Origin of the sequence: Pseudalkalibacillus sp. NRS-1564 (assembly GCF_050467905.1) — a bacterium.
Taxonomy (GTDB): Bacteria; Bacillota; Bacilli; order Bacillales; family Guptibacillaceae; genus Guptibacillus; species Guptibacillus hwajinpoensis_B.
Genome location: NZ_JBITPM010000030.1, coordinates 29,443 through 51,844, shown reverse-complemented (window position 1 = coordinate 51,844; position 22,402 = coordinate 29,443). Strand labels below are relative to the sequence as shown.

Annotated in this window: 20 protein-coding genes; 6 read left to right on the top strand and 14 right to left on the bottom strand. The window is 41.8% G+C overall.

Annotated features, from left to right (window positions below):
• Positions 1 to 11: 11 nt before the first annotated feature.
• Positions 12 to 2,120, bottom strand: coding sequence for a heterodisulfide reductase-related iron-sulfur binding cluster (locus tag ACIFPW_RS14330; protein WP_430245245.1), 2,109 nt, complete (start codon positions 2,118 to 2,120; stop codon positions 12 to 14).
• A gap of 241 nt (positions 2,121 to 2,361) precedes the next feature.
• Here ACIFPW_RS14330 and cls point away from each other — a divergent pair, with 241 nt between their 5' ends.
• Both cls and uvsE read left to right on the top strand, forming a co-directional pair.
• Positions 2,362 to 3,549: a cardiolipin synthase gene (gene cls, locus ACIFPW_RS14325; RefSeq protein WP_430245243.1), complete on the top strand. Its 1,188-nt coding sequence runs from the start codon at positions 2,362 to 2,364 to the stop codon at positions 3,547 to 3,549.
• 86 nt (positions 3,550 to 3,635) lie between these two features.
• Positions 3,636 to 4,592 carry a UV DNA damage repair endonuclease UvsE gene (uvsE, locus tag ACIFPW_RS14320; RefSeq protein ID WP_430245240.1) on the top strand — a complete coding sequence of 319 codons (957 nt, stop codon included), beginning with the start codon at positions 3,636 to 3,638 and terminating at the stop codon, positions 4,590 to 4,592.
• 41 nt (positions 4,593 to 4,633) lie between these two features.
• On the opposite strand, the gene ACIFPW_RS14315 is transcribed toward uvsE, so the two are convergent.
• The 6 genes from ACIFPW_RS14315 to bacA all read right to left on the bottom strand — a co-directional run bounded on the left by ACIFPW_RS14315 (position 4,634) and on the right by bacA (position 10,079).
• Entirely contained in the window at positions 4,634 to 4,804 is a 171-nt protein-coding gene (locus ACIFPW_RS14315) for a XapX domain-containing protein (protein WP_194218349.1), read from the bottom strand.
• Positions 4,805 to 4,962: 158 nt separating this feature from the next.
• Positions 4,963 to 6,624: an arginine--tRNA ligase gene (argS, locus tag ACIFPW_RS14310; RefSeq protein ID WP_430245238.1), complete on the bottom strand. Its 1,662-nt coding sequence runs from the start codon at positions 6,622 to 6,624 to the stop codon at positions 4,963 to 4,965.
• A complete protein-coding gene (locus ACIFPW_RS14305; RefSeq protein WP_194218347.1) occupies positions 6,621 to 7,049 on the bottom strand; it encodes a DUF1934 domain-containing protein in 429 nt (142 codons plus the stop codon). Before ACIFPW_RS14305 ends, argS begins: the two co-directional genes overlap by 4 nt.
• A gap of 333 nt (positions 7,050 to 7,382) precedes the next feature.
• Positions 7,383 to 8,261, bottom strand: a complete 879-nt coding sequence (speB, locus tag ACIFPW_RS14300) for an agmatinase (RefSeq protein ID WP_430245335.1) — start codon at positions 8,259 to 8,261, stop codon at positions 7,383 to 7,385.
• Between the two features lie 2 nt (positions 8,262 to 8,263).
• On the bottom strand, positions 8,264 to 9,091 hold the full coding sequence (gene speE, locus ACIFPW_RS14295; protein ID WP_430245236.1) for a polyamine aminopropyltransferase: 828 nt from the start codon (positions 9,089 to 9,091) through the stop codon (positions 8,264 to 8,266).
• Between the two features lie 205 nt (positions 9,092 to 9,296).
• Positions 9,297 to 10,079, bottom strand: a complete 783-nt coding sequence (gene bacA, locus ACIFPW_RS14290; protein ID WP_430245234.1) for an undecaprenyl-diphosphate phosphatase — start codon at positions 10,077 to 10,079, stop codon at positions 9,297 to 9,299.
• A gap of 209 nt (positions 10,080 to 10,288) precedes the next feature.
• Here bacA and ACIFPW_RS14285 point away from each other — a divergent pair, with 209 nt between their 5' ends.
• Entirely contained in the window at positions 10,289 to 12,346 is a 2,058-nt protein-coding gene (locus ACIFPW_RS14285) for a transglycosylase domain-containing protein (RefSeq protein ID WP_430245231.1), read from the top strand.
• A gap of 38 nt (positions 12,347 to 12,384) precedes the next feature.
• Here ACIFPW_RS14285 and ACIFPW_RS14280 read toward each other — a convergent pair whose 3' ends face one another.
• Both ACIFPW_RS14280 and ACIFPW_RS14275 read right to left on the bottom strand, forming a co-directional pair.
• On the bottom strand, positions 12,385 to 12,630 hold the full coding sequence (locus ACIFPW_RS14280; protein WP_194218343.1) for a DUF2164 domain-containing protein: 246 nt from the start codon (positions 12,628 to 12,630) through the stop codon (positions 12,385 to 12,387).
• 196 nt (positions 12,631 to 12,826) lie between these two features.
• Positions 12,827 to 13,354, bottom strand: a complete 528-nt coding sequence (locus ACIFPW_RS14275) for a YwhD family protein (protein WP_303532471.1) — start codon at positions 13,352 to 13,354, stop codon at positions 12,827 to 12,829.
• A gap of 186 nt (positions 13,355 to 13,540) precedes the next feature.
• Here ACIFPW_RS14275 and ACIFPW_RS14270 point away from each other — a divergent pair, with 186 nt between their 5' ends.
• On the top strand, positions 13,541 to 14,857 hold the full coding sequence (locus ACIFPW_RS14270) for an NCS2 family permease (RefSeq protein WP_430245229.1): 1,317 nt from the start codon (positions 13,541 to 13,543) through the stop codon (positions 14,855 to 14,857).
• A 35-nt stretch (positions 14,858 to 14,892) separates the two neighbouring features.
• Here the strand turns inward: ACIFPW_RS14270 and ACIFPW_RS14265 are convergent, their stop codons facing one another.
• Complete coding sequence (locus tag ACIFPW_RS14265) at positions 14,893 to 15,924, bottom strand: oxidoreductase (RefSeq protein WP_430245226.1); 1,032 nt, start codon at positions 15,922 to 15,924, stop codon at positions 14,893 to 14,895.
• A gap of 175 nt (positions 15,925 to 16,099) precedes the next feature.
• Between ACIFPW_RS14265 and ACIFPW_RS14260 the strand changes: the two genes are divergently transcribed.
• Positions 16,100 to 16,531: a hypothetical protein gene (locus ACIFPW_RS14260; protein ID WP_430245224.1), complete on the top strand. Its 432-nt coding sequence runs from the start codon at positions 16,100 to 16,102 to the stop codon at positions 16,529 to 16,531.
• A gap of 81 nt (positions 16,532 to 16,612) precedes the next feature.
• On the opposite strand, the gene ACIFPW_RS14255 is transcribed toward ACIFPW_RS14260, so the two are convergent.
• The 3 genes from ACIFPW_RS14255 to ACIFPW_RS14245 all read right to left on the bottom strand — a co-directional run bounded on the left by ACIFPW_RS14255 (position 16,613) and on the right by ACIFPW_RS14245 (position 20,027).
• Positions 16,613 to 17,107 carry a YwgA family protein gene (locus tag ACIFPW_RS14255; RefSeq protein ID WP_430245222.1) on the bottom strand — a complete coding sequence of 165 codons (495 nt, stop codon included), beginning with the start codon at positions 17,105 to 17,107 and terminating at the stop codon, positions 16,613 to 16,615.
• Positions 17,108 to 17,295: 188 nt separating this feature from the next.
• Positions 17,296 to 18,579 (bottom strand): HD domain-containing protein, encoded by a 1,284-nt coding sequence (locus tag ACIFPW_RS14250; RefSeq protein ID WP_194219552.1) that lies wholly within the window; start codon positions 18,577 to 18,579, stop codon positions 17,296 to 17,298.
• 215 nt (positions 18,580 to 18,794) lie between these two features.
• On the bottom strand, positions 18,795 to 20,027 hold the full coding sequence (locus ACIFPW_RS14245) for a dicarboxylate/amino acid:cation symporter (protein ID WP_430245220.1): 1,233 nt from the start codon (positions 20,025 to 20,027) through the stop codon (positions 18,795 to 18,797).
• A 409-nt stretch (positions 20,028 to 20,436) separates the two neighbouring features.
• Between ACIFPW_RS14245 and ACIFPW_RS14240 the strand changes: the two genes are divergently transcribed.
• Complete coding sequence (locus ACIFPW_RS14240) at positions 20,437 to 21,273, top strand: lipoate--protein ligase family protein (RefSeq protein WP_430245218.1); 837 nt, start codon at positions 20,437 to 20,439, stop codon at positions 21,271 to 21,273.
• A gap of 43 nt (positions 21,274 to 21,316) precedes the next feature.
• On the opposite strand, the gene pta is transcribed toward ACIFPW_RS14240, so the two are convergent.
• The gene (pta, locus tag ACIFPW_RS14235; protein ID WP_194218335.1) at positions 21,317 to 22,291 is read right to left on the bottom strand and encodes a phosphate acetyltransferase; all 975 of its coding nucleotides are present in this window, start codon (positions 22,289 to 22,291) and stop codon (positions 21,317 to 21,319) included.
• Positions 22,292 to 22,402: the final 111 nt, after the last annotated feature.

The window sequence follows — 22,402 nt, the reverse complement described above, 5'->3', positions numbered from 1 at the left end:
TGCCAAACAGTCTATTGGAGAACAGTTTCTTTTTGAACAATGGAGCGTTCTAAAATCTCGACAATATCTAGTGTTGCTACTTCTTCTTCTACTTCCTTCGCTTTCGTACCATCACTCATCATCGTTAAGCAGTAAGGACACGCACTTCCGATAACGGATGGCTTCACGCTAAGTGCCTGTTCCGTTCTCGTTACGTTAATGCGAGATCCTGTATCTTCTTCCGTCCACATCAAACCGCCGCCGGCGCCACAGCACATACCATTTTCGCGGTTGCGGTCCATCTCGATCACTTCAACGCCTGGAATACTGCGAAGAATTTCACGTGGTGGATCGTATACTTCGTTGTAACGTCCGAGGTAACAGGAATCATGATACGTGATTCTCTCGTTTACTTCGTGTTTCGGCTTCAGTTTTCCTTCTTTGATCCAGTCATACAATAATTCGGTATGGTGATAAACCTCTGCCTCAAGTCCAAACTCTGGATACTCATTTTTAAGTGAGTTGTAAGCATGAGGGTCGATTGTAACGATTTTAGAAATATTATGCTTTTGGAACGTTTCAATGTTTTTCTGTGCAAGATCCTGGAACAAGAATTCGTTTCCTACACGTCGTGGCGTATCGCCAGAGTTCTTTTCTTTGTTACCAAGAATAGCGAACGAAATGCCAGCTTCATTCATGATCTTCGCAAAGGAAGCGGCAATCTTCTGGCTACGATTATCGTAAGAGCCCATCGAGCCAACCCAGAAGAGATATTCGAATTCTTCGCCTGCTTTTTCTTTTTCTTTTACTGTTGGAACAACGATATCATCACGCATATCGCGCCAATTCTCACGCTCTTTACGGCTAATCCCCCACGGGTTGCCCTGACGTTCGATGTTCGTAATCGCACGCTGCACATCGCTATCCATCTTCCCTTCCATTAAGACAAGGTGACGACGCATATCGATGATTTTATCAACGTGCTCGTTCTCAACTGGACATTGATCTTCACAGTTACGGCACGTTGTACAAGCCCAAATTTCTTCTTCTGTAATCACGTTGCCAATTAATCCATCGCTTACAAGTCCCTCAGCTGCTGCAGCTGTTTCCTGTTGACCTCGTGATTGATAAGCAATTTGATTTCCTGCTGTGTTAGAAAATGCATATGCAGGAACCCACGGCGTTCTTGATGTAACGGCTGCGCCTTTTTCTGTCAGGTGATCACGAAGCTTAACGATCAAATCCATCGGAGAAAGGATTTTTCCTGTTGCCGTTGCTGGACACATATTCGTACAGCGTCCACATTCCACACAGGCATACAAATCAACTAGCTGCTTCTGATTGAAATCTTCAATCGTATTCACACCGTAAGTTTCTTGACTTTCATCTTCAAAGTTAATAGATGCAAGCTGCCCTACTTTGTTTGTACGACCCAAGAAAACGTTGACTGGTCCTGCAATTAAGTGAGCGTGCTTGGATTGCGGTACATACACCATGAATGTAAGAAGCACGAGCAGGTGAATCCACCAGAAAAAGAAGAATAGCGCAATCGCTGCTGTTTCATTAATCCATGAGAATAAGAAAGCAATTCCCGAAGCAACTGGCGCACTCCATGAATAACCAGCATCATGCCAGATAATTTCCATACCGCCTGCAAAAAGAACGGATATCATTAAAAGTCCAATGAACAATAGTACAAGTCCCGCTTTAAAACCTTTCTTTAAACGAGCGATTGCCTCAATATAGCGACGGTAGAATGCCCATACAACTGCTGTTAAAATCATTAACGTCACGAGCTCCTGGAAAAACGTAAACGCTGGGTAAAGCGGTCCAAGAGGAAGATGTGACCCCGGTGATAAACCTTTCACAATCATATCGATTGCACCGAATTGAACGAGAAGGAAACCGTAGAACATCATCACATGGATGGTTCCACTCTTCTTATCTTTAAGTAATTTCTTTTGCCCAAACACTTTGACTACAATAGCTTCTAGTCGTTCTTTCATGGAATGATCAAATTCTGCTTTCTTTCCAAGCTTAATGTATTCATATCGAGTCTTCACAACATACCCAAACAAGAAGAACGCGTAAGCGGTTACAAGAATGAAAGCAATCCAGTTAGCGATCAATAAAACATCCATGCTGGCAAACCTCTCCTTTCGTGTCATTCCTTCTTAGCCGCTTCGTGATGCTTGAACAAAGATGCTCCCCGACAGTTCAAACAATTTATGAAAACGCTTTTAAGTCAGAATGAAAGTAATTTTCTGACTTCAGTATAACACATAAATAACTGAATGAGCATTCAGTCAGAGAATTTTTTTTACTTTTTTTAAGTTTAGGACAAACTAAGTCAACAGCAACTATTGAAAGGAGGGGAAAATCGTGGAGATCTTTTTAACAGTCCTACTCGCACTCATATTGTGGTTAATAACCGACCTTCATACAGGCAATAAGAAAAGAAAACTCGCTCCTTCCTCTTCACGTCAAAAAATGACGGGAAACCTGACTTTCATTAATGATGGAGATGATTTTTTTAGAGCACTAATAAATGATATTGATGCTGCAGTCTATCAAATTCATATGATGTTTTATATTTTTCGAGATGACGCCACGGGACATATGGTTATCGAGCATCTTTGTCAAAAAGCAACCTCTGGCGTCTCTGTCTATTTACTCGTGGACTATGGAGGTAGTCACAGCTTAAAGAAAGCCACCATAAGAAAAATGACCTCCTGTGGCATCGTTTTTTCCTATTCCAGAAAAATTTCTTTCCCACGATTTTTCACTTCCATAAATGAGCGTAATCATCGAAAAATCACTGTTATTGATGGAGAGATTGGCTACGTTGGTGGCTTTAACGTTGGAAACGAATATGTAGGGAAGGATCCTAAGTTTGGATATTGGCGAGATTATCACCTTCGCGTGACTGGCGAAGCCGTACAAGGACTTCAAGATCAATTTTTCCTTGATTGGGAAGAGAGTCATTCCCCTATTAATAAGCATAACGTTTATATACCGCCGCTCGAAACAGGTCAGCATAAAGTCTCGTTTCATATTACGAATGGTAATAGCGTAGAGGAAGCTTTTGCCTCGTATATTGATAAAGCTACAACATCTATTATCGTTGGCTCCCCCTATTACATTCCAGGACAAACTGTTCAAACGAGCCTGCTACGCGCCCTGAAATGCGGTATTAAAGTCCAGGTTATTTTGCCAATGCGTGCCGACCATCCTCTTGTAAAAGAAGCTTCATATGAATACCTCGTTGAACTGATTCGTGCCGGTGGAGAAGTTTATCAATATATGAATGGCTTCTACCACGCCAAAGTTATGATCATTGATGAGACATTGTGTGACATTGGCACAGCGAATTTTGATCAACGAAGTTTCCACATTAATGGCGAAATCAACTGCATTATCAGCACTCCTTCTCTCATTGTTGAAATCAAAGAAGCGATCCAAAAAGACATTCTACAATGTGAACGTCTCGACTTGAAGAGACTTCAAGATCGAACGATCGGAAACCGAGTGCTTGCCCCACTAGCAAGACTCTTCAGTCCGTTTCTTTAAAAAGTTCGATGTGCTTTCCTTTGTTTCAATTCGCTTGCACAGGGAAAGAAATGACCAGCCCTTTTTTTGAAAGGAGACCACTTATTATGAAGCTCAGATTTGGATATGTATCAAACGCACTTGCGTTGCACGAAGCTTCACCGGCGCGTACAATGACTTTTTCCACCTGGTCAAAGCTTTCTGAAGAAGAACGTTCAGAGAAACTTCATACAATTACAGAAACGAATTTAAAGAGTACGTTACGTGCGCTGCACTACAATATTGCACATGAAATTGATTTGTATCGTATGTCTTCTTCCATTGTTCCGCTTGCGACGCATCCTGAAGCAAAGTGGGATTACATTACGCCTTTCCGTGACATGTTTGAAGAGATCGGTGAGCTTGTTCAAAAGCACCGCCTTCGTGTGAGCTTTCACCCGAACCAATTCACTCTTTTTACAAGCCCAAAACAACACGTAACGGACAATGCTATAGGTGACTTGGACTATCATGTTGCTATGCTAGATGCGATGGGACTAGACTCTCGCTCCATCGTTAATATACATATTGGTGGAGCTTACGGAGATAAAGACGAAACCCTTAAGCGTTTTTACGCGAATTTCGATTCCATTCCTTCTCATCTTCGCTCGCATGTGACGCTTGAAAATGATGATAAAACATACAATGCGAAAGAAACGCTCGAGGCATGTGAGCAAACAGGCGTCCCGTTTATTTTCGATTACCATCATCATCTAGCGAATCCAGGCGACGGACTACCTGAGCGCTTTTTTGAACGCGTTCATGAAACATGGAAGCCAAAAGGACTTTTACCGAAATACCACCTTTCCTCTCCCAAATCTGCTAGCGCCTACCGGAGTCATGCAGATTATGTGGACAGTGAGTTTGCCATTCCGTTTATAGACATGTTGAAGGAATACGGAGAAGATGCTGACATCATGATTGAAGCAAAGAAAAAAGACCTCGCAGCTCTGCAGCTTGTCGACGATCTTTCAGCGATACGTGGCGTCAAAAGACTTAGTGGAGGTTCTGTGTTATGGAAATAAAAAATCATTTCGCTATCGATGCAGCTATCAAAAAGCTCAATCTACAGTGACCAGAACCCTGATAACCATTCATACGCCTTAAATCCAAGGTATATCCCAACAATCCCAGCAATGCCTGCGAATGCAGGTGGAGCTGGGATGGGTAGCTTCAAAAACGCAAAAATTAACCCGACCAAAAATCCTGTTAACGTTGCAATCAAAACTGTCTTCATCACATCACCCCTTTTTTAAAGTATGACCGAATAACCGATTCATTATAAAAAATGTGAACGTGTAAGAGTTTTTAACCTACTAAACCAGTTTAAAATTAATCAACGTATCATTCGCATAAATAAAAAAATCCTATCGCTCATGCGATAGGATTTTTCTATTACATTTTCTCTGGTGCAGTTACGCCAATGATTTCAAGGGTGTTTTGAATCGTTTGACGAACGGCTTTCATAAGTTTGAAACGAGCCGCACTTTTCGCAAGATCTTCTGGATCAAGAACTCGTTCAGCATTGTAGAAGCTGTGTAGTGCTTGAGCAAGTTCAAATGAATAGTTTGTAATGCGATGCGTCATACGCTTATCCGCTGCTTCCGCAATCGCTTCAGGCAATTCACCGAGCTTCTTAAGTAGGTCCATTTCTTTCTCAGATGTAATGAGAGATAGATCCGCGTCTTCTGTTAGCCCCATCTCTTCTCCCTGACGAAGAATACTGCATACGCGAGCGTGCGCATATTGCACGTAATACACAGGGTTTTCATTTGAGCGTGATACGGCAAGGTCCATATCAAAATCAAGGTGAGAATCTGAGCTGCGCATTGAGAAGAAATAGCGCATTGCATCGATACCGACTTCATCCATCAATTCACGAAGCGTAACAGCTTTACCTGTTCGCTTACTCATCTTCATTTTTTCACCATCTTTAAAGAGGTTCACCATTTGAATAATTTCCACTTCTAGCTGCTCACGCTTATAACCAAGTGCTTCGATTGCCGCTTTCATTCTCGGAATATAGCCGTGGTGGTCAGCTCCCCAAATGTTGATCAGCTTATCGAATCCACGAGAAAGTTTATCTTGGTGGTAAGCAATATCCGGAGTTAGATACGTATAAGAACCATCGCCTTTAATCAAGACGCGATCTTTGTCATCGCCGTAAGTAGTCGAGCGGAACCACGTAGCACCGTCCTGCTCAAATGTTTCACCGCGTTCATTTAGCTTCGCAAGAACATCATCGATTTTGCTTGATTGATAAAGAGAAGTCTCAGAGAACCAGACATCGAATTCAACACCAAATTCTTTCAAATCCTTCTTTAGCTTCTCAAGCTCGCGCTCAAGACCGTACTCGCGGAAGTAAGCATAGCGCTCTTTCTCATCGAGTTGAAGTAGACGGTCGCCTTCCTTCTCGACAAGATCTTTCCCGAACTGAACGATATCCTGACCTTGATAGCTATCTTCAGGCATGTCCTTTTCTTTTCCAAGTGCTTGCATGTAGCGAGCTTCAAGAGAAACCGTTAAATTATGAATCTGGTTCCCAGCGTCATTGATGTAATATTCACGCGAAACATCATAACCGGCACGATCAAGCACATTACAAAGCGTATCACCTACAGCCGCTCCTCGTGCATGACCAAGGTGCAGGCTTCCAGTTGGGTTCGCTGAAACGAACTCTACTTGGATTTTTTCATTCTTGTCTGCAGATCGGCCATAGTTGTTTCCTTTATCAAGAATCGTTGGAATGAGCTCTGTTAAATAAGCAGTATCCATAAAAAAGTTAATAAACCCAGGACCAGCGATATCAATCTGCTTAATCCCTGCTTTTGTCATATCAAGATTTGCTTTAAGATCCTCAGCAATAGCTCTCGGCGCTTTTTTCGCGATACGAGCAAGCTGCATCGCCATGTTCGTCGCATAGTCACCGTGAGCCTTGTCTTTAGGTGATTCCAAAATCACTTCCGGCATTTCACTCTCTGATGCAAGACTAGCCTTTAATACGGCCTGCTTGATTTCTTCTTTTAGCTGTTCTTTCTTTTGTTCCACACTGTTCATTGACTTGCTCCTTTCCAGCTTAGCGACAGTTCGTGTCGCTGCGTTTCATCTTCCTCGAGATTAAGCAAATAGCGAAGCGTTAGGCGTCCTTTGTGTTTCTCCTTGTCTACCAATTGCTCAATCCGTTCTGTCCGGATTTGCATCGGCATCGATCCGAACGGTGTTTTATATAGAGATTCTGACACTTGTCCTGGCGCAAATTGCTGACGCATCGATAGCGCCCCTCTTCGAATCACGGTCACTTGCTCTTTATCTATTTTAACAGTAGTTGAAACCTTGCCAATCTCAAGGCTTTCTTCATAGCGTAAATAAAGCGCCTCTCCCTTTTCAACGAGGTTTCCCTGCACGGAATAGTTTGTAGATTCTTTTTCTTTTCCCGATTGGATACGGGAATCAATGGTTATTTCAATCGGATGATCACTCATCACTTCACGTCCTTACTAAATCATTAACTTTCTTATTATAAGAAAAGCGGCAGCGCCTTGTCCACCCCCGACCAGCTTAAGGCTGCTCTCAATGTGACGTTCTTTGTCACAATGAGAGATGACTTAAGACCTCGAGGGGGTAGGCGCTGAAGCTAGATCATCAGAAGCGGCAGCGCCTTGTCCACCCCAGCTCATTTTCTGTGTTGATTTTTAGCTCATATATACAGTGTGAAACTAAGGTTTCACTCGAATAAGCTAAAAGTCGCGCACGGAACATACAGAGCATCCAAACAAAAAAAAGACTGTATTCAAAATGAATACAGCCTCTCTGGATTATTTTTTGTGAGTCCAGCCGAGAAGCATTTCACGGATAAATTTACTAGCCGCAATCGGCGTTTGTTCGGATGGGTCATAAGCTGGTGCAACTTCAACAAGATCCGCACCAACGACGTTTATTTCAGAACCAGCAATGGCTGAGATCGCCTCAAGCAACTCTTTGGATGTGATCCCACCTGCTTCAGCTGTGCCTGTCCCAGGCGCATGAGCAGGGTCAAGAACATCGATATCAATCGTTACATACACATTGCGTCCTTTAAGCGTTGGTAGGACTTTTTTAAGTGGTTCTGCTACTTCAAATTTATGCATGTGCATACCGGATTCTTTGGCGAATTGAAACTCTTCACGCATACCAGAACGAATGCCGAATGAGTATACGTTCTCAGCACCAATCAATCCACAAATTTTACGAACAGGTGTGGAGTGAGAAAGAGGCTCTCCTTCATACTCTTCACGCAAATCCGCGTGTGCATCGATATGGATCAACGCAAGATCATCGTATTTTTTGTGAAAAGCTTTTAGAATGGGCCACGTTACAAGGTGCTCCCCACCCATACCAAGTGGGAATTTTCCCGCTTCAAGCAACGAATCAAGATATTCTTCAATCATATCAATGCTTCGCTGAGGATTACCGAATGGAAGTGGAATATCTCCTGAATCGAAATAACGAATTTCTTCAAGATGACGATCTGCATAAGGACTATATTCTTCAAGTCCTAATGAAGCCTCACGAATGCGTCCTGGCCCAAAGCGAGATCCGGGACGAAAGCTAACTGTCCAGTCCATTGGCATACCATAGATAACCACATTACTTTCGTCGAAGGATGGGTTACTTAGAATAAACACGTTACCTGAATAAGCTTCATCGAATTTCATGCTCATTTTACAAGGTCCTGTACGAATTTCGGAAGTGCGAAGCAAGCATTGTGAAGCTCTTTCGTATAGTACTTAGTATCAATCTCGTGGAAGCGACTTTCAGGTACTTCAAGCGGATCATTCTTTTTAGATCCAATCGTAAACGTCCACAGGCCACTCGGGTAAGTTGGAATGTTTGCTGTGTATACGCGCGTAATCGGGAAGATTTCTCTTACATCTTTTGATACTTGCGTAATTAAGTCCGCTTTAAACCAAGGGTTGTCCGTCTGCGCAACGAAAATACCATCTTCTTTTAGTGCTTTTGAAATGCCTTCATAGAAGCCACGTTCAAAAAGCTTTGCAGCTGGTCCTACCGGCTCAGTGGAATCAACCATGATCACGTCATACTCGCCTTCGCTTTTCGCGATATGCATAAAGCCATCATCAACAAGAACCTCAACACGCTCGTCATCTAGCGCTCCTGCGATAGTAGGCAAGTACTTTTTCGAATACTCGATCACTTTGCCATCGATTTCAACAAGCGTTGCTTTTTCAACAGATGGACGCTTCAATACTTCACGAATAACGCCTCCATCACCGCCACCAACAACAAGAACGTGTTTTGGGTTTGGATGTGTGAAAAGGGGCACGTGTGCGACCATCTCATGGTAAACAAACTCATCCTTCTCCGTTGTCATAACCATACCGTCGAGTACGAGCATGTTACCGAATTCTTCTGTTTCAATCATATCAAGACGCTGAAAGTCCGTTTGTTCCGTATGCAGCGTCTGCTTAATTTTCGCCGTAATGCCGAAGCGTTCCGTTTGTTTCTCTGTGTACCATAATTCCATGTAAACCACTCCTCTATGTCATTGCTACACTAAGTCCGTTCCCGAACCACATAGGTCCAAACACCATTAGTATGTAGCAAAAAAATGTATCTAAGCATTCTTAAAGTACAAGAAAAGTATAGTCGACTCTGTGTAAAAAGCAAGAGAATTTTATACTTTCAACTGTCGGCTCAAAAAGTTATTTAAGTGAACGACTCTATTAACACTAAAATAAAATCATCCAAACAAAAAAAGCAAGCACAAATCTGTAAATCGCAAAAGGGATGAGACGGACGCGTTCAATGAATTTAATAAATGTTACAATAGCCAAAAGCGCCACTAAAAAGGCTGTTAAAAAGCCTGTTAGGAACACAGGAATGTCGGATACAGATAAATACTGATAACTTTGCAATAAATCATATCCACTCGCCGCCACCATCATTGGTACAGCTAGAATAAATGAAAATTCAGCAGCTGTTTTATGAGTTGTTCCGAGCAAGACGCCGCCTGAAATCGTTGCACCTGACCTTGAAAATCCAGGCCAGAGAGCAAGACATTGAAATACTCCAATAGAAAAAGCCTGCTTCCATGTTAATTCATCCAGGCTCGAGCTAATTGGCGCCCCCTTCTTTAAGTCAGCTACGATCATTAACACGCCACCAATCACAAGTCCGATCACAACCGTGTAAGGGGAGAAAAGATAACTTTTAATAAAGCTATGAAGAAGAAATCCTGCTACGACAGCTGGAATCATTCCAAGCATAAGATGAATCAGGGTTAATCCTTTTCTCTCGCTATTTGGTGATAATAAATCCGCAAATCGATGCCGATACATCACGACCACAGCTAAAATAGAGCCAAGCTGAATCACAATCTCAAATGTTTTCGCCCGTTCACCAATAAAACCAAGCCAATATCCCGTTAAAATCAAATGACCTGTAGATGAAACGGGCAGAAATTCCGTTATCCCTTCTACAATTCCAAGGATAATCGCAATCATCATCTCCATACTCTTCTCTCCCTGCTCTCAGTAACATTCATTATAGTTCATCCTATTCAAAAGCTGGACAAATATTTTCCCTTGTTCATCTGAAGAAACGCATTCGCCCAATCTAGCCTATCCGCGTTGGATAAAAAGGACAATTACCGAAGAGTAACGTGTTTAAGAGTTTCTAGATTGTCACATACTAGATTTAAGATGATGTGGGGGTGAACCACATGAAATGGCTCAGAACTGAGCGATTCCATTATTGGAAGCGTTGGACAATGCTTCTAAGTAGGCTAATGATGATATGTATTGTAATAATCGGGCTATCCGTTGGATCGCTCTATTTGCTAACTGTTTTCATGGGAGCTCCTGAGCTTCAAGTACCGCAAACAACGATTTATTATGATCATAAAGAAAATGTAATTAGCGAGAGTAATAAAGACGGTCAGAATCGCTACTGGGTTGACCTTGATCACATTTCTCCTCATGTCATAGATGCCACGATTGCCATTGAAGATCGGCATTTCTATGATCATATGGGCTTTGACTTCAAACGCATTGGCGGGGCTATTCTCGCTGATATAAAAGCGATGGCCAAGGTTCAAGGAGCAAGTACGATTACGCAGCAATACGCCCGTAATCTATTTTTGGAACATGATAAAACGTGGACACGAAAAATCGCAGAAGCTTTCTATGCTTATCGACTTGAAGTTCATTATTCAAAGGAAGATATTCTAGAAGGATATTTAAATACCATTTATTATGGTCACGGATCATACGGAATAGAATCAGCCGCAAGAACGTACTTCGGAAAAAAAGCTGAGGATCTTTCGGTTGCTGAATCTGCCATGCTCGCCGGCATTCCAAAAGGACCAGGTTATTACTCTCCATATGCTGATGCAGAAAGAGCAGAGGAACGACAAGGCACAGTCCTTCAAGCGATGGTAACAAATCATGCTCTAACCGAATCAGAAGCAAACCAGGCAGATATGGAACAGATGGCTCTCGAAACCTTTACAGAAGATACTAAGCCTGAAATTGCTCCATATTTTGCACAAGAGGTTAAGAAGCAATTAAAATCCGTACTTTCACTTGATGAACGTGTTATTGAGCAAGGAGGATTACACGTTTATACGACGCTTGATACATCAATGCAAAATGCTGCCGAAAAATGGGTAGAATCAAGTATTGATAAAAAAAGCGACATACAAGCTGCTCTCGTAGCCATGGAGCCTACATCAGGAGCTGTAAAAGTAATGATTGGTGGCCGCGATTATACAGAAAGTAAATTCAACCGAGCAACGATGGCCAAAAGGACACCAGGATCGACGTTTAAGCCGCTGCTTTATTATGCCGCAATCAAAAATGGCTTTACGCCGTCTACGCTTATTCGCAGTGAACCTACAACTTTTTACTATGATAATGAACGCAAAACCTACTCACCTCATAATTATGGGGATGTTTACGCGAATGATGAAATCACACTCGCCCAGGCACTTGCTCTTTCAGATAATATAGTCGCTGTGAAAACACACATGTTTCTAGAAGAAAAAACGCTCGTGAATACAGCCAAATCATTCGGCATTAGAAGTAAGCTGTCTGCTATTCCCTCATTAGCTCTCGGCACTAAGCCCGTAGGTATGATGGAAATGACGGAAGCCTATAGTATGTTTGCTAACGGTGGATATGGCGTCTCACCTTATTATATTGAAAAAGTCACGGATCGAGATGGAAAGGTCATCTACGAACACAAATCTGAATCTGAACTTGTATTGGATCCTGATGCTGCCTTTGTCACGACAAGCATGATGACGGGTGTTTTCGATGAATCCTTAAATGATTATACGCGTGTAACAGGCTCAGGCGTTGATCATCTATTAACACGTCCAGCTGCCGCTAAAACAGGTTCTACTTCAACTGATAGCTGGATGGTTGGATTTACGCCTCAGTTAACAGCGGCCGTCTGGGTTGGTTATGACAAAGGAGAGAAGCTAAATCATCGAAACGATGGTTCGTATACGAAGAAAATCTGGGTGAATTTCATTGAGGATGCACTGGCGGAAGAAAAAGCGACCGATTTTGAGGAGCCTGAAAATGTTGTCGGTGTCGAAATTGATGCGCAAACAGGTTTAATCGCTACTGAAAACTGTCCTGTGAAACGCTTAACTTATTATATAGAAGGAACCGAACCAACTCACCTTTGTGAAGATCATCCCGGAACGGTCCCTAATGGAAAAGAAAATGAACAGAAAGGACTTTTGGAGCGTTTCTTCCAATGGGTCCGTTAAAAAAGACGGATGTGTACATCCGTCTTTTGATTAGCCCTTTATTTTGGATCTGCTTTCTTTAATGCTTCAAGGTCTTGCTCAATACTCATCCACTTCTGCTCTGTCATGCCAATTGCATCTGAAATACCGGCATTGTATAGAGTTGGCCCGATCTCTGCCATAACAAAATGGAGAAAATTCTCTGCTGCGAGCTCACCTATTTCTTCATCACGTTCATCATAGAAATATGATTGAATGCGCTCAATAAGCTCTTTCTTTTTCTCACGAGGGATTTGATTCCACATTTAGCTCACCCTTTCTACATATAAGAGTATAACATGGAAGCGCTCACTTCATTTTCGGAGACAACCAGAACAGCCCGGGGAAGATTCCCCGGGCTGCTTTGGGTCCTAGCTATATGTGTTGCGTATACATAAGTTTACGCTCAGTTTTAGGAAACCTCAAGTGATTTTATCAATTAGTCAGAAAACGATATGAAAGTTAGTCTTGAAGTCCTAATTTCACGTCATCACTTGAACGCTCATAGACGTCTTTATCGAACTCAATCAAATACTCACGAAGCATTTTCTTGGATTTGTCATCCATATGGTCCACGACCACTTTACCTTTCATGGATTTATCCATATTATTCACATGCTCTGGCATGCTTTTCCATGCCCGCTTCGCTTCGGCATTTAAGAAGAATTCACAGGCACCAATGCCATAATAGAAAGGTCCTTCTTCACTTCGTTGAAGGGTAACCCATACGATCCAAGCAGTATGGCCATCAGGTACTTCTTCACGTGTCTTAACGAGCTTCTTCCGTTTCTCAAGGGCACTACGTGCATGCAATGCGCCAACATCAACATAAATTTCATCCGTTGTCGGATCGATAATCACAGGGGAAACGTTATCGAGGTTAATTGTTCCTACTCCGTAACCGCCGTGTCCATCTGTGGAGTCCCCACTTAAAATATTAAAACCTGTTGAAGGCTTCTTTTTTGGTTTTTGTTCTTCTTCATTTGCCATTCTTAGTACCTCCTTCATTCACAATTGTCCGCTATCATTTTATCACAATTGCACTAGTGTATTCATCCGACAGCCATTCACACCTTTATCATCAACTATTTTAGATTACCCCTTGTCAAACAGCTTTATTACGAATATTATAGTATTTGTGTTTAAAAAACGTTCGTATTTAATGGAGGTATTATCATGTTTAACTCCTTTTTCCGGTTAAAAGAAAATGGAACAAACGTTAAAACAGAATTCCTTGCAGGATTAACGACTTTCCTGACAATGGTATATATTGTAATAGTTAACCCAATTATACTATCTTCAACAGGCGTGCCATTCGATACCGTCTTCGTTGCCACGATTATTGCAGCAGTTGTTGGAACACTATGGATGGGACTTTTCGCGAATTATCCAATCGCGATCGCTCCAGGTATGGGGCTGAACGCCTATTTTGCGTTCTCCGTAGTAGGTGGACAAGCAAGCGTATCCTACCAGGTTGCCTTTGGTGCCGTATTTATTGCTGGACTACTGTTCATTATTCTTTCATTAACACCGTTTCGTGAAAAGCTTATCGAAGCCATTCCTACGAATTTGAAGCTTGGTATTACAGCAGGTATCGGACTTTTCATCGCGTTTATCGGACTTCGCATGACAGGGATTATCGTCGCGGATGAAGAAAACCTTGTTGGTCTAGGAAATCTTCATTCCCCTGAAGTTCTTCTAGCGCTTTTTGGACTTATGATTACACTTATTCTGATGGCCCGAAATGTTCCAGGTGCACTCTTCTTCGGAATGATCATCACGGCTATCATTGCTATTTTTACAGGACAGCTTGAATTTAAGGAAGGCTTCATACAAGCACCTTCTGCTCCCGAACTTTTCATCTTCGGAAGTCCACTTCAGGCCATTAAGGATATGATTGAATACGGATTATATGCCGTTGTCTTCTCATTCCTACTCGTCACACTCTTTGATACGACGGGCACAATGGTCGGTGTGGCAGAACAGGCTGGTTTGATGAAAGGAAAGAAAATGCCACGTGCACGTCAGGCACTTCTTGCTGACTCGATCGGAACAACTGTCGGAGCGATCTTTGGAACAAGCCCAACTAGTGCTTACCTTGAATCCTCTGCTGGTGTTGCTGCCGGCGGGCGAACTGGGTTAACATCAGTCGTCGTTTCTGTACTCTTTATCGTCTCAGCTTTCTTTGGACCACTTGTCGGTTCTCTATCTGGACTTTCCGCCATCACAGCTCCCACTCTTATCATCGTCGGAAGCTTAATGATTGGCGCCGTTGGTAAAATTGATTGGAGTGAATTTGATGAGGCGTTTCCTGCCTTCTTGATCATTCTCACAATGCCACTTACGGCAAGTATTGCAACAGGAATCGCGCTTGGGTTTATTACGTACCCCATTTTAAAGATCGTAAAAGGGAAATGGCGTGAGGTTCATCCGCTTCTTTATCTTTTCGCTGTGTTATTCTTCTACCAGCTCGCTTTCCTCCCACATGCTTAACCAAAAAGATCTGCCCATTCAGGGCAGATCTTTTTTCATACCCATTTCACTAACCTTTTCTCTTCACTACTCTTTAATGCAAGCTCGATCACTTTGATCACTGTAAGGGCTTCTCTTGCTGTTACAGGCGCAGTACTTTGTTCACAAATTGCTCGGTGCAGTTCTATGTAATACGATTGATAAGAACCAGGTGTGGTTGGAATCACTCTATCGTGATCATCTTTCGTTAGCACGCCGTACTGATCGCTCTTGTCCTCTCCCCAGTGCTCATCACCTGGTAATTGCCCCTTTTTCAGCGCTTCTTCCTGAGGATCAATACCCCATTTTACAAACGATCCCTTTATCCCATGAATTTGATAGCGAGGTCCGTGTTTTTTTACGAGAGAGCCAGCGTGGAGAATCACTCTTCTTTTTCCGTAATGCAAAATTAGGTGAAAGTAATCGTCCGTTTTCCCTTCTTCTTTTTGAGTCAAAACATCTCCATATACGGCCTCAGGCTCGCCAAATAGAGTCAGTGCCTGGTCGATTAAATGAGAACCCAGGTCAAAGAGAATACCAGATCCCTTCTTATCCTGCTCTCGCCAACGATCATGCACCTTCGCACTGTACCGATCATAATGCGCCTCGTACGAAACGACCGTTCCAAGCTCCTCTTCTTTTATGAGCTTCTGAATCGTAAGAAAATCATTATCGTATCTCCTGTTATGATACACACTTAGCAATCTGTCATGGTTTTTAGCTATTTGAATTAACTCTTCTCCCTCTTCTACACTTACCGTGAATGGTTTCTCAAGAACAACATGTTTCCCTGCTTCAAGAGCCTGCTTCGCCATTGGGAAATGAAATTCATTCGGTGTCGCAATAATGACTAACTCTATTTCTCTATCCTTTAAAAGCTCGTCTATTGAAGCGACCACTTCCATTTTTGGAAACTGCTCAATTACTTTCTTCGGATTAGAAGAAACCACTTTTGTGATGGTTAACCCCTGTACAGATTCAATCACTGGCGCATGAAAAGTCGCTCCCGAAAAACCAAATCCAACTAACCCTACCTTCACTTCTTTCATCTCCCTCACTCCATTTCAATAATGTAAGACTTTTGAACCCTTTTTGTCATTCGACAAATAAGTTCTATTTTCTCGACTTGTTTTTCCAACTTTTGATATAGAGAAACGATTATACTAATCATCAAACGGGTATTTACGTAGTGAACTCGAAGTATTTGTAAAAGGTGGTATGATTATGAAAAAATATCTTTATTCTTCCCCCGCAATCGGCTTCTCAATTGGCCTACTTGCGTCCCTTATTTATACGATTATTTTAGCAGCCGGAGGCTATCAGTATACGGGACTAGCAGGTTTCTTTTCACTACTTATTATCCTAGTCGGCTACTTTCTACTTTCGACATTCTGGCTTCCTACCCTTCTTAAAACGAGACATACAATTGCATTGATTTCAGGGATAACCTTCCATACCGTCTCTTCTTTTACGCTAGTCTTTATGATGGCAGGAACCTTGCCTAACATATCCGAACTTCTATTTCCTTATATCAGCACACTGGTATTCTCTTTTCTCCAAATGATTGCAATCATTGTTGCTGGTGTCATTCTTTCAAAAGTCGACCTTACAAAACTCTCTGAAATGAGTCAGAAGAAATTTTCGATAAAAAGTTAATTTCCGCAACAAAAGGTGCCCCTAAGGGCACCTTTTGTTTGTAGAAATATCTTATTCTATTAAACTAGATACAAATGACCATTAGCATCCTAGCTTTTCTATAAATGTATAGGCCTCAGTAATTTCATCATCAGAATAATTCTGTTTACGTTTGATGGTATGAACCTTCTCAACCACTTCTTCCTTTGAAAGGCGATCGAAGAAAAGAATGGTTGAAACAAGCTCAAGAAAACGTGAACTTTGACTATTAATTTCATCGATGCATTGATGTAATTCCGGCATTTGGAAATCATAATGACCGAGAAATTCATGACCTTCATCTGTTACCGTGTATTTATATTGGTAATAGCCACCTTTGCTTTCCTTCACCTCTGTAACAAGACCAAGGTTACAAAGCTCTTCCACTCGTAGCGTCAATTCTTCTGAATACGGTCCATAGAAATGGAATTGATACTTCTCGTAAAATGGAAACTGTAGCTTCTTACAAATGTAAATGATTTTCTGTAATTTCTTACGTCCAATGACCTCTCCGGCTTCCTTCAACACAGCTATCACTTTCGCGTGATCTTCTAGCAACCTGCACCCCTCCCATGTACTTTTTACAGGTTGTCCAAAAAGCTTTCTTATCTATTAGAAGATGCTTAAACGTTCAGTTGAAACGGGAGCTCACTCCCAAATTAAACTCAACGTTTTAAACACCACTATTTAGCGATGCCTGTAGCGGAAGTCGTCTTCATGCCAGGATCACTTTTCTTTTTGAACAGCTAATCGATTTGAAGCAATGACTTAATACGACGAGTAGCATCTGTATTTCCTTCAAGAATGAAATCTGCAGGGAAATACAGTTTGTGGTCTGTTCGCTTCTTACCAGAAATCGCTTCAACCACATCAGATTCACGGGAAAGCTCACGCAAATCCCCACCTGGTTTCAACAAATGGATCGGCAAACGTTCTTCCTCTTCTCCAGGCCGATAGAAATCATACGGTAAATCAGAAGATGAATCAACCTCAAGATAGTAATCTGGATCAATACCTGCTTCATGAAAAGAGTCATAAAGCTCTCTCCACGCATTCATTTGCTGCATTGGATTAAACTCAATGTACTTAAACAGTCTTCGATTCATAAATCGTTCACAGAGGTCTCTTAGAATATCATCCTCTTCCTCCTGCCAGATCTGGAAATAGAACATAACGACAGAATCATCTAGCTTAAGAAAGTCTTCTAGACGAATATCTTCTTTAAATAGTGAATAGAAGTGAATCGGATCGTGTTGAAAATGATACCCCTCTTCAAACAGTCTTTTTGCACGATGGAGAATTTTACTTAGAATCACTTCTGCACTTCGTGTCACGGGGTGGAAATAAATTTGCCAATACATTTGATAGCGGCTCATAATATAGTCTTCAACTGCATGCATACCGCTCTGTTTAATCACAATTTGATCATCACCAGGTCGCATGACGCGTAAAATTCGTTCAATATCAAATTGTCCATAGCTCACTCCAGTAAAATAGGCATCACGAAGAAGATAATCCATTCGATCGGCGTCAATTTGACTTGAAATTAAGCTAACCACAAGTTTGTTGCTATGTGTTTTGGCAATTACATCAGCCACTTCCAACGGGAAATCATCGCTTACTTTTCGAAGCACTTGATTGATTTCAGTGTCCCCAAGGATAACCATCCGAGTAAAGTCTTCATGGTCCAGGTTAAACACTTTTTCAAATGAATGTGAAAAAGGTCCATGACCTACATCATGTAACAGCGCAGCACACATACTTAATAGCCTGTTCTCTTCGTTCCAGCTATCATATTGAGAGAAAATCTCGTTAATACGTCTTACAATCTCGTATACACCGAGCGAGTGACTAAAGCGACTATGTTCTGCTCCATGAAAAGTTAGGTACGTTGTTCCGAGCTGGCGAACCCTTCGCAAACGCTGAAATTCCTTAGTACCAATTAGCTCCCAGATTAAACGGTATCGGACATGAATATAGCGATGGACAGGGTCTTTAAATACTTTTTCTTCGCTTAATCGTTCGAGCATTCCGCGATAGGCTCCTTCCGTCAAAATCATTCATTCATTATATAACACCCATTCCAAAATGAAAACCTTCCCTCACTTTGTGATCAAACACATCATGAGGGAAGGCTCCTGTTGAACGGGCATATGGAAAGAATGGAACGACTAACAATAGCTATATATACGAGAAATTGTTTCCTTTTTTCATTTAAAAGGTTCGAATCTCATACTTTATGATGTTATAGAACAGTCTCTGCTTCTTTTCCTTCACGCTTCTCTTCAGATTTCGCAATATACATCGCACATGCCGCGTCACCTGTAATATTAACAGCAGTACGTGTCATATCAAGTAGACGGTCAACTGCTAGAATCAATCCAATTGGCTCTACTGGCAATCCAACTTGCTTTAGAACCATTGCGAGCATGATAAGGCCTACACCTGGCACACCAGCTGTACCTATGCTAGCGAGCGTTGCTGTGACGACAACAATGATGAGTTGTGTAAAGGTAAGATCAACCCCGGTAATTTGAGCGATAAAGATCGTAGCTACACCCTGCATAATTGCCGTTCCGTCCATGTTAATGGTTGCCCCAAGCGGTTGTACAAAACTACTCACCTGCTTAGGAATCTTCAGATTTTCTTGAGCGGTTTTCATAGATACAGGAAGCGTACCGCTACTTGAAGATGTACTGAAGGCAACAGCCATTGCGGGTGCAAAAGCTTTATAGAATTTAATTGGATTCTCTTTACAAAGGAAATAAATCGCACTACCATATGTGAAGAGAAAATGGATGAGGAGTGCGCCAAGTACTACTAGGAAATACATTCCCATTGACTGTAACGCTTCTTTACCTTGTCCACCAACAGCGGAAGCAATAAGTGCAAATGCACCATATGGCGCTGTTTCCATAATAATCTTAACAAGATACATCATAACGTCGTTACCCTGTTCAAAAAGATTACTTAAGGCTTTCGTACGCTCGCCAAGAATCGCAAGGGCAAAACCTACGAAGATAGCAAATGCGATAATTTGGAGCATGTTTCCTTCAACCATGGCCGATATCGGATTCGTTGGGATAATATTAATAATAGTATCCAACACAGGAGGTGCTTCTTCTGCTTTAAAATCAGCATTTCCTGAGAATGAACCTTCAACACCCGGTTTAATTAAGTAAGCAAGCGCCATCGCAATTGAAATAGCAATGGTTGTTGTAACAAGGAAAAACGCAACGGTTTTCCCACCCATACGTCCAAGCTTCTTCGGATCGCTTATTCCAGCCGTTCCTACCACGATTGAGAAGAATACAATTGGTACAACAAGCATCTTAATTAAGTTAAGAAAGATTTGTCCAACAGGACCAAATAGATATTGATCGACAGGTCCAAATGCATCTGGTGCAAATAAGTTAAAGATAACACCAACAATAATACCTAGAACTAGACCTGCAATAATTTTAAGTGTTAGCTTCATAAACATGTCCCCTTTCGTCAAATCGACGTAAATACCACCGTTTCCTGTTCATGAAGAACGATTCAACGCTGGTTGTTTCTCCTATATGTAGATTCTTCGTATGATCTTAGTCATATATGAAAGCTCTTACATACATTCCCATTTCTTTACTGTATATACCCGCTCGCTCGCTAACTTGAAACTACCGTAATTATGATTATATCATTTTAGACAATTCTCGCAATTTCCTTTTTTTCGTAATAGATATATTTCTTTATAAAATCAAAGTTTTAAAGGGAAAATAAGAAGTAAATTAGGAAAAAAGGACGAGTGTTTTGTCATCACCCGGGAAATACTGTCGGATGATGTCTAATGTCTCATTTCTTCTGCTATAATAAATACGATTAGTTAGTGAAGAAGGGATAAGAAAATGCCAACAAACGATTCCATACTTTTTCAGCCAAAATGGCGAATTATAGATCAATCAACACTAGGCCCATCCTTTGATGCGCTGCAATCTTTTGCAATGGATGATACCCTTTGTAATTCTGCTGGAAGTGGTGAATCCCCACCGATTTTGCGCTCATGGGTGCATCACAATACGATAGTTCTCGGTATACAAGATACACGCCTTCCCAACTTTGAGGAAGCCGTTCACTATTTAGAAAGTTTAGGTTATCGCGTAATTGTGAGAAACTCTGGAGGTCTTGCTGTCATCCTTGATGCAGGAGTGTTAAATCTCTCACTTGTTTTAGCTGAAAAGCAGCAGCATATTGACATTGATACGGGGTACGAAGCAATGGTCGATTTCATTCAGGAAATTTTGTCGCCATATAACGTAACAATTGAAGATAGGGAAATTGTAGGATCTTACTGTCCAGGTCGATACGACCTAAGCATTAACGGGAAAAAATTTGCCGGCATTTCGCAACGCAGACTTCGCGGCGGAGTCGCTGTTCAAGTTTACCTCTGTGTCGATGGAAGTGGTTCGGAGCGAGCATCTGTCATTCAAGAATTTTACAAGCGGGGCGTAAATGGAGAACCAACGAAATTCACCTACCCTGAAATCTCTCCCGAAACGATGGCTTCGTTAAGTGAACTCATTGGGGAAGAGCTAAGCGTTTCCGACATTATGATGAACACTCTTAAAACGCTTAAGCAGTATACCGAATCATTAACAACGGCACATCTTTCCATTCCAGAGCTGTCTCTTTACGATTTCAACTACCAGCGAGTGTTTACTCGAAATGAAAAAGCACTTGGCTAATAAATAAAGCCCCTGAAGGCGTGCCTTCAGGGGCTTTCATTTATTATAGGCTCTGCATTGCTGTAATCAATGCTAGCTTGTACACGTCTTCCTCGCTACATCCGCGAGATAGGTCGTTTACTGGTTTGTTTAATCCTTGAAGGACTGGACCAACGGCCTCATATCCACCTAGACGTTGAACCATTTTGTAGCCAATGTTACCTGCTTCAAGACTTGGGAATACAAATACATTTGCTTGTCCTTTAAGTGGTGATTCAGGTGCTTTCTTTTGTGCTACTTCTGGAACAAAAGCAGCATCGAATTGGAATTCGCCGTCGATCACTAGATCTGGCGCCATTTCTTTCGCTAAACGTGTTGCTTCTTCAACTTTCTCTGTTTCAGGAGATTTTGCAGAACCTTTAGTAGAGAAGCTTAGCATCGCTACTTTAGGGTCCATTCCAAACATTTTTGCAGTTTCAGCACTGCTTACACCGATTTCAGCAAGATCATTGCTGTCAGGAGAAATGTTAATTGCACAGTCAGCAAAAACGTACTTCTCATCACCTTTTACCATTACAAAAGCACCAGATGTTTTCTTCACACCTTCTTTTGTTTTGATGATTTGAAGCGCTGGACGAACTGTATCACCAGTAGAATGAGCCGCACCACTGACAAGGCCATCTGCTTTGCCTGTGTGAACGAGCATTGTACCGAAGTAGTTCACGTTAAGAAGAATATCCTGCGCTTGTTCAGCTGTTGCTTTACCTTTACGACGCTCAACAAATGATTCCACAAGGGCATCCATTTCAGAATACGTTGCTGGATCCATAATTGTAAGGTCGCTGTGCAATGTAAGGCTTAGGCTTGACGCTTTATCCTGGATTGCATTTTCTCCTCCAATAACGATTGGCTTAAGGATGCCATCCTCTGCTAGGCGGTTTGCTGCTGCTAATACGCGCTCATCTGTTCCTTCAGGGAAAACGATTGTCGGATAACCTGCTTTAACCTGGTCTTTCATGTTTGTAAAAAGATCACTCATTGGTTTCACCTCATTATTTTTAATATCCAACTCCTACGATAACCCTTTTTCCCGAAAAACGAAAATAAATCCGCAAGTGTAAGCCTTTGCATGAAAAAGTTCTATTTTTCA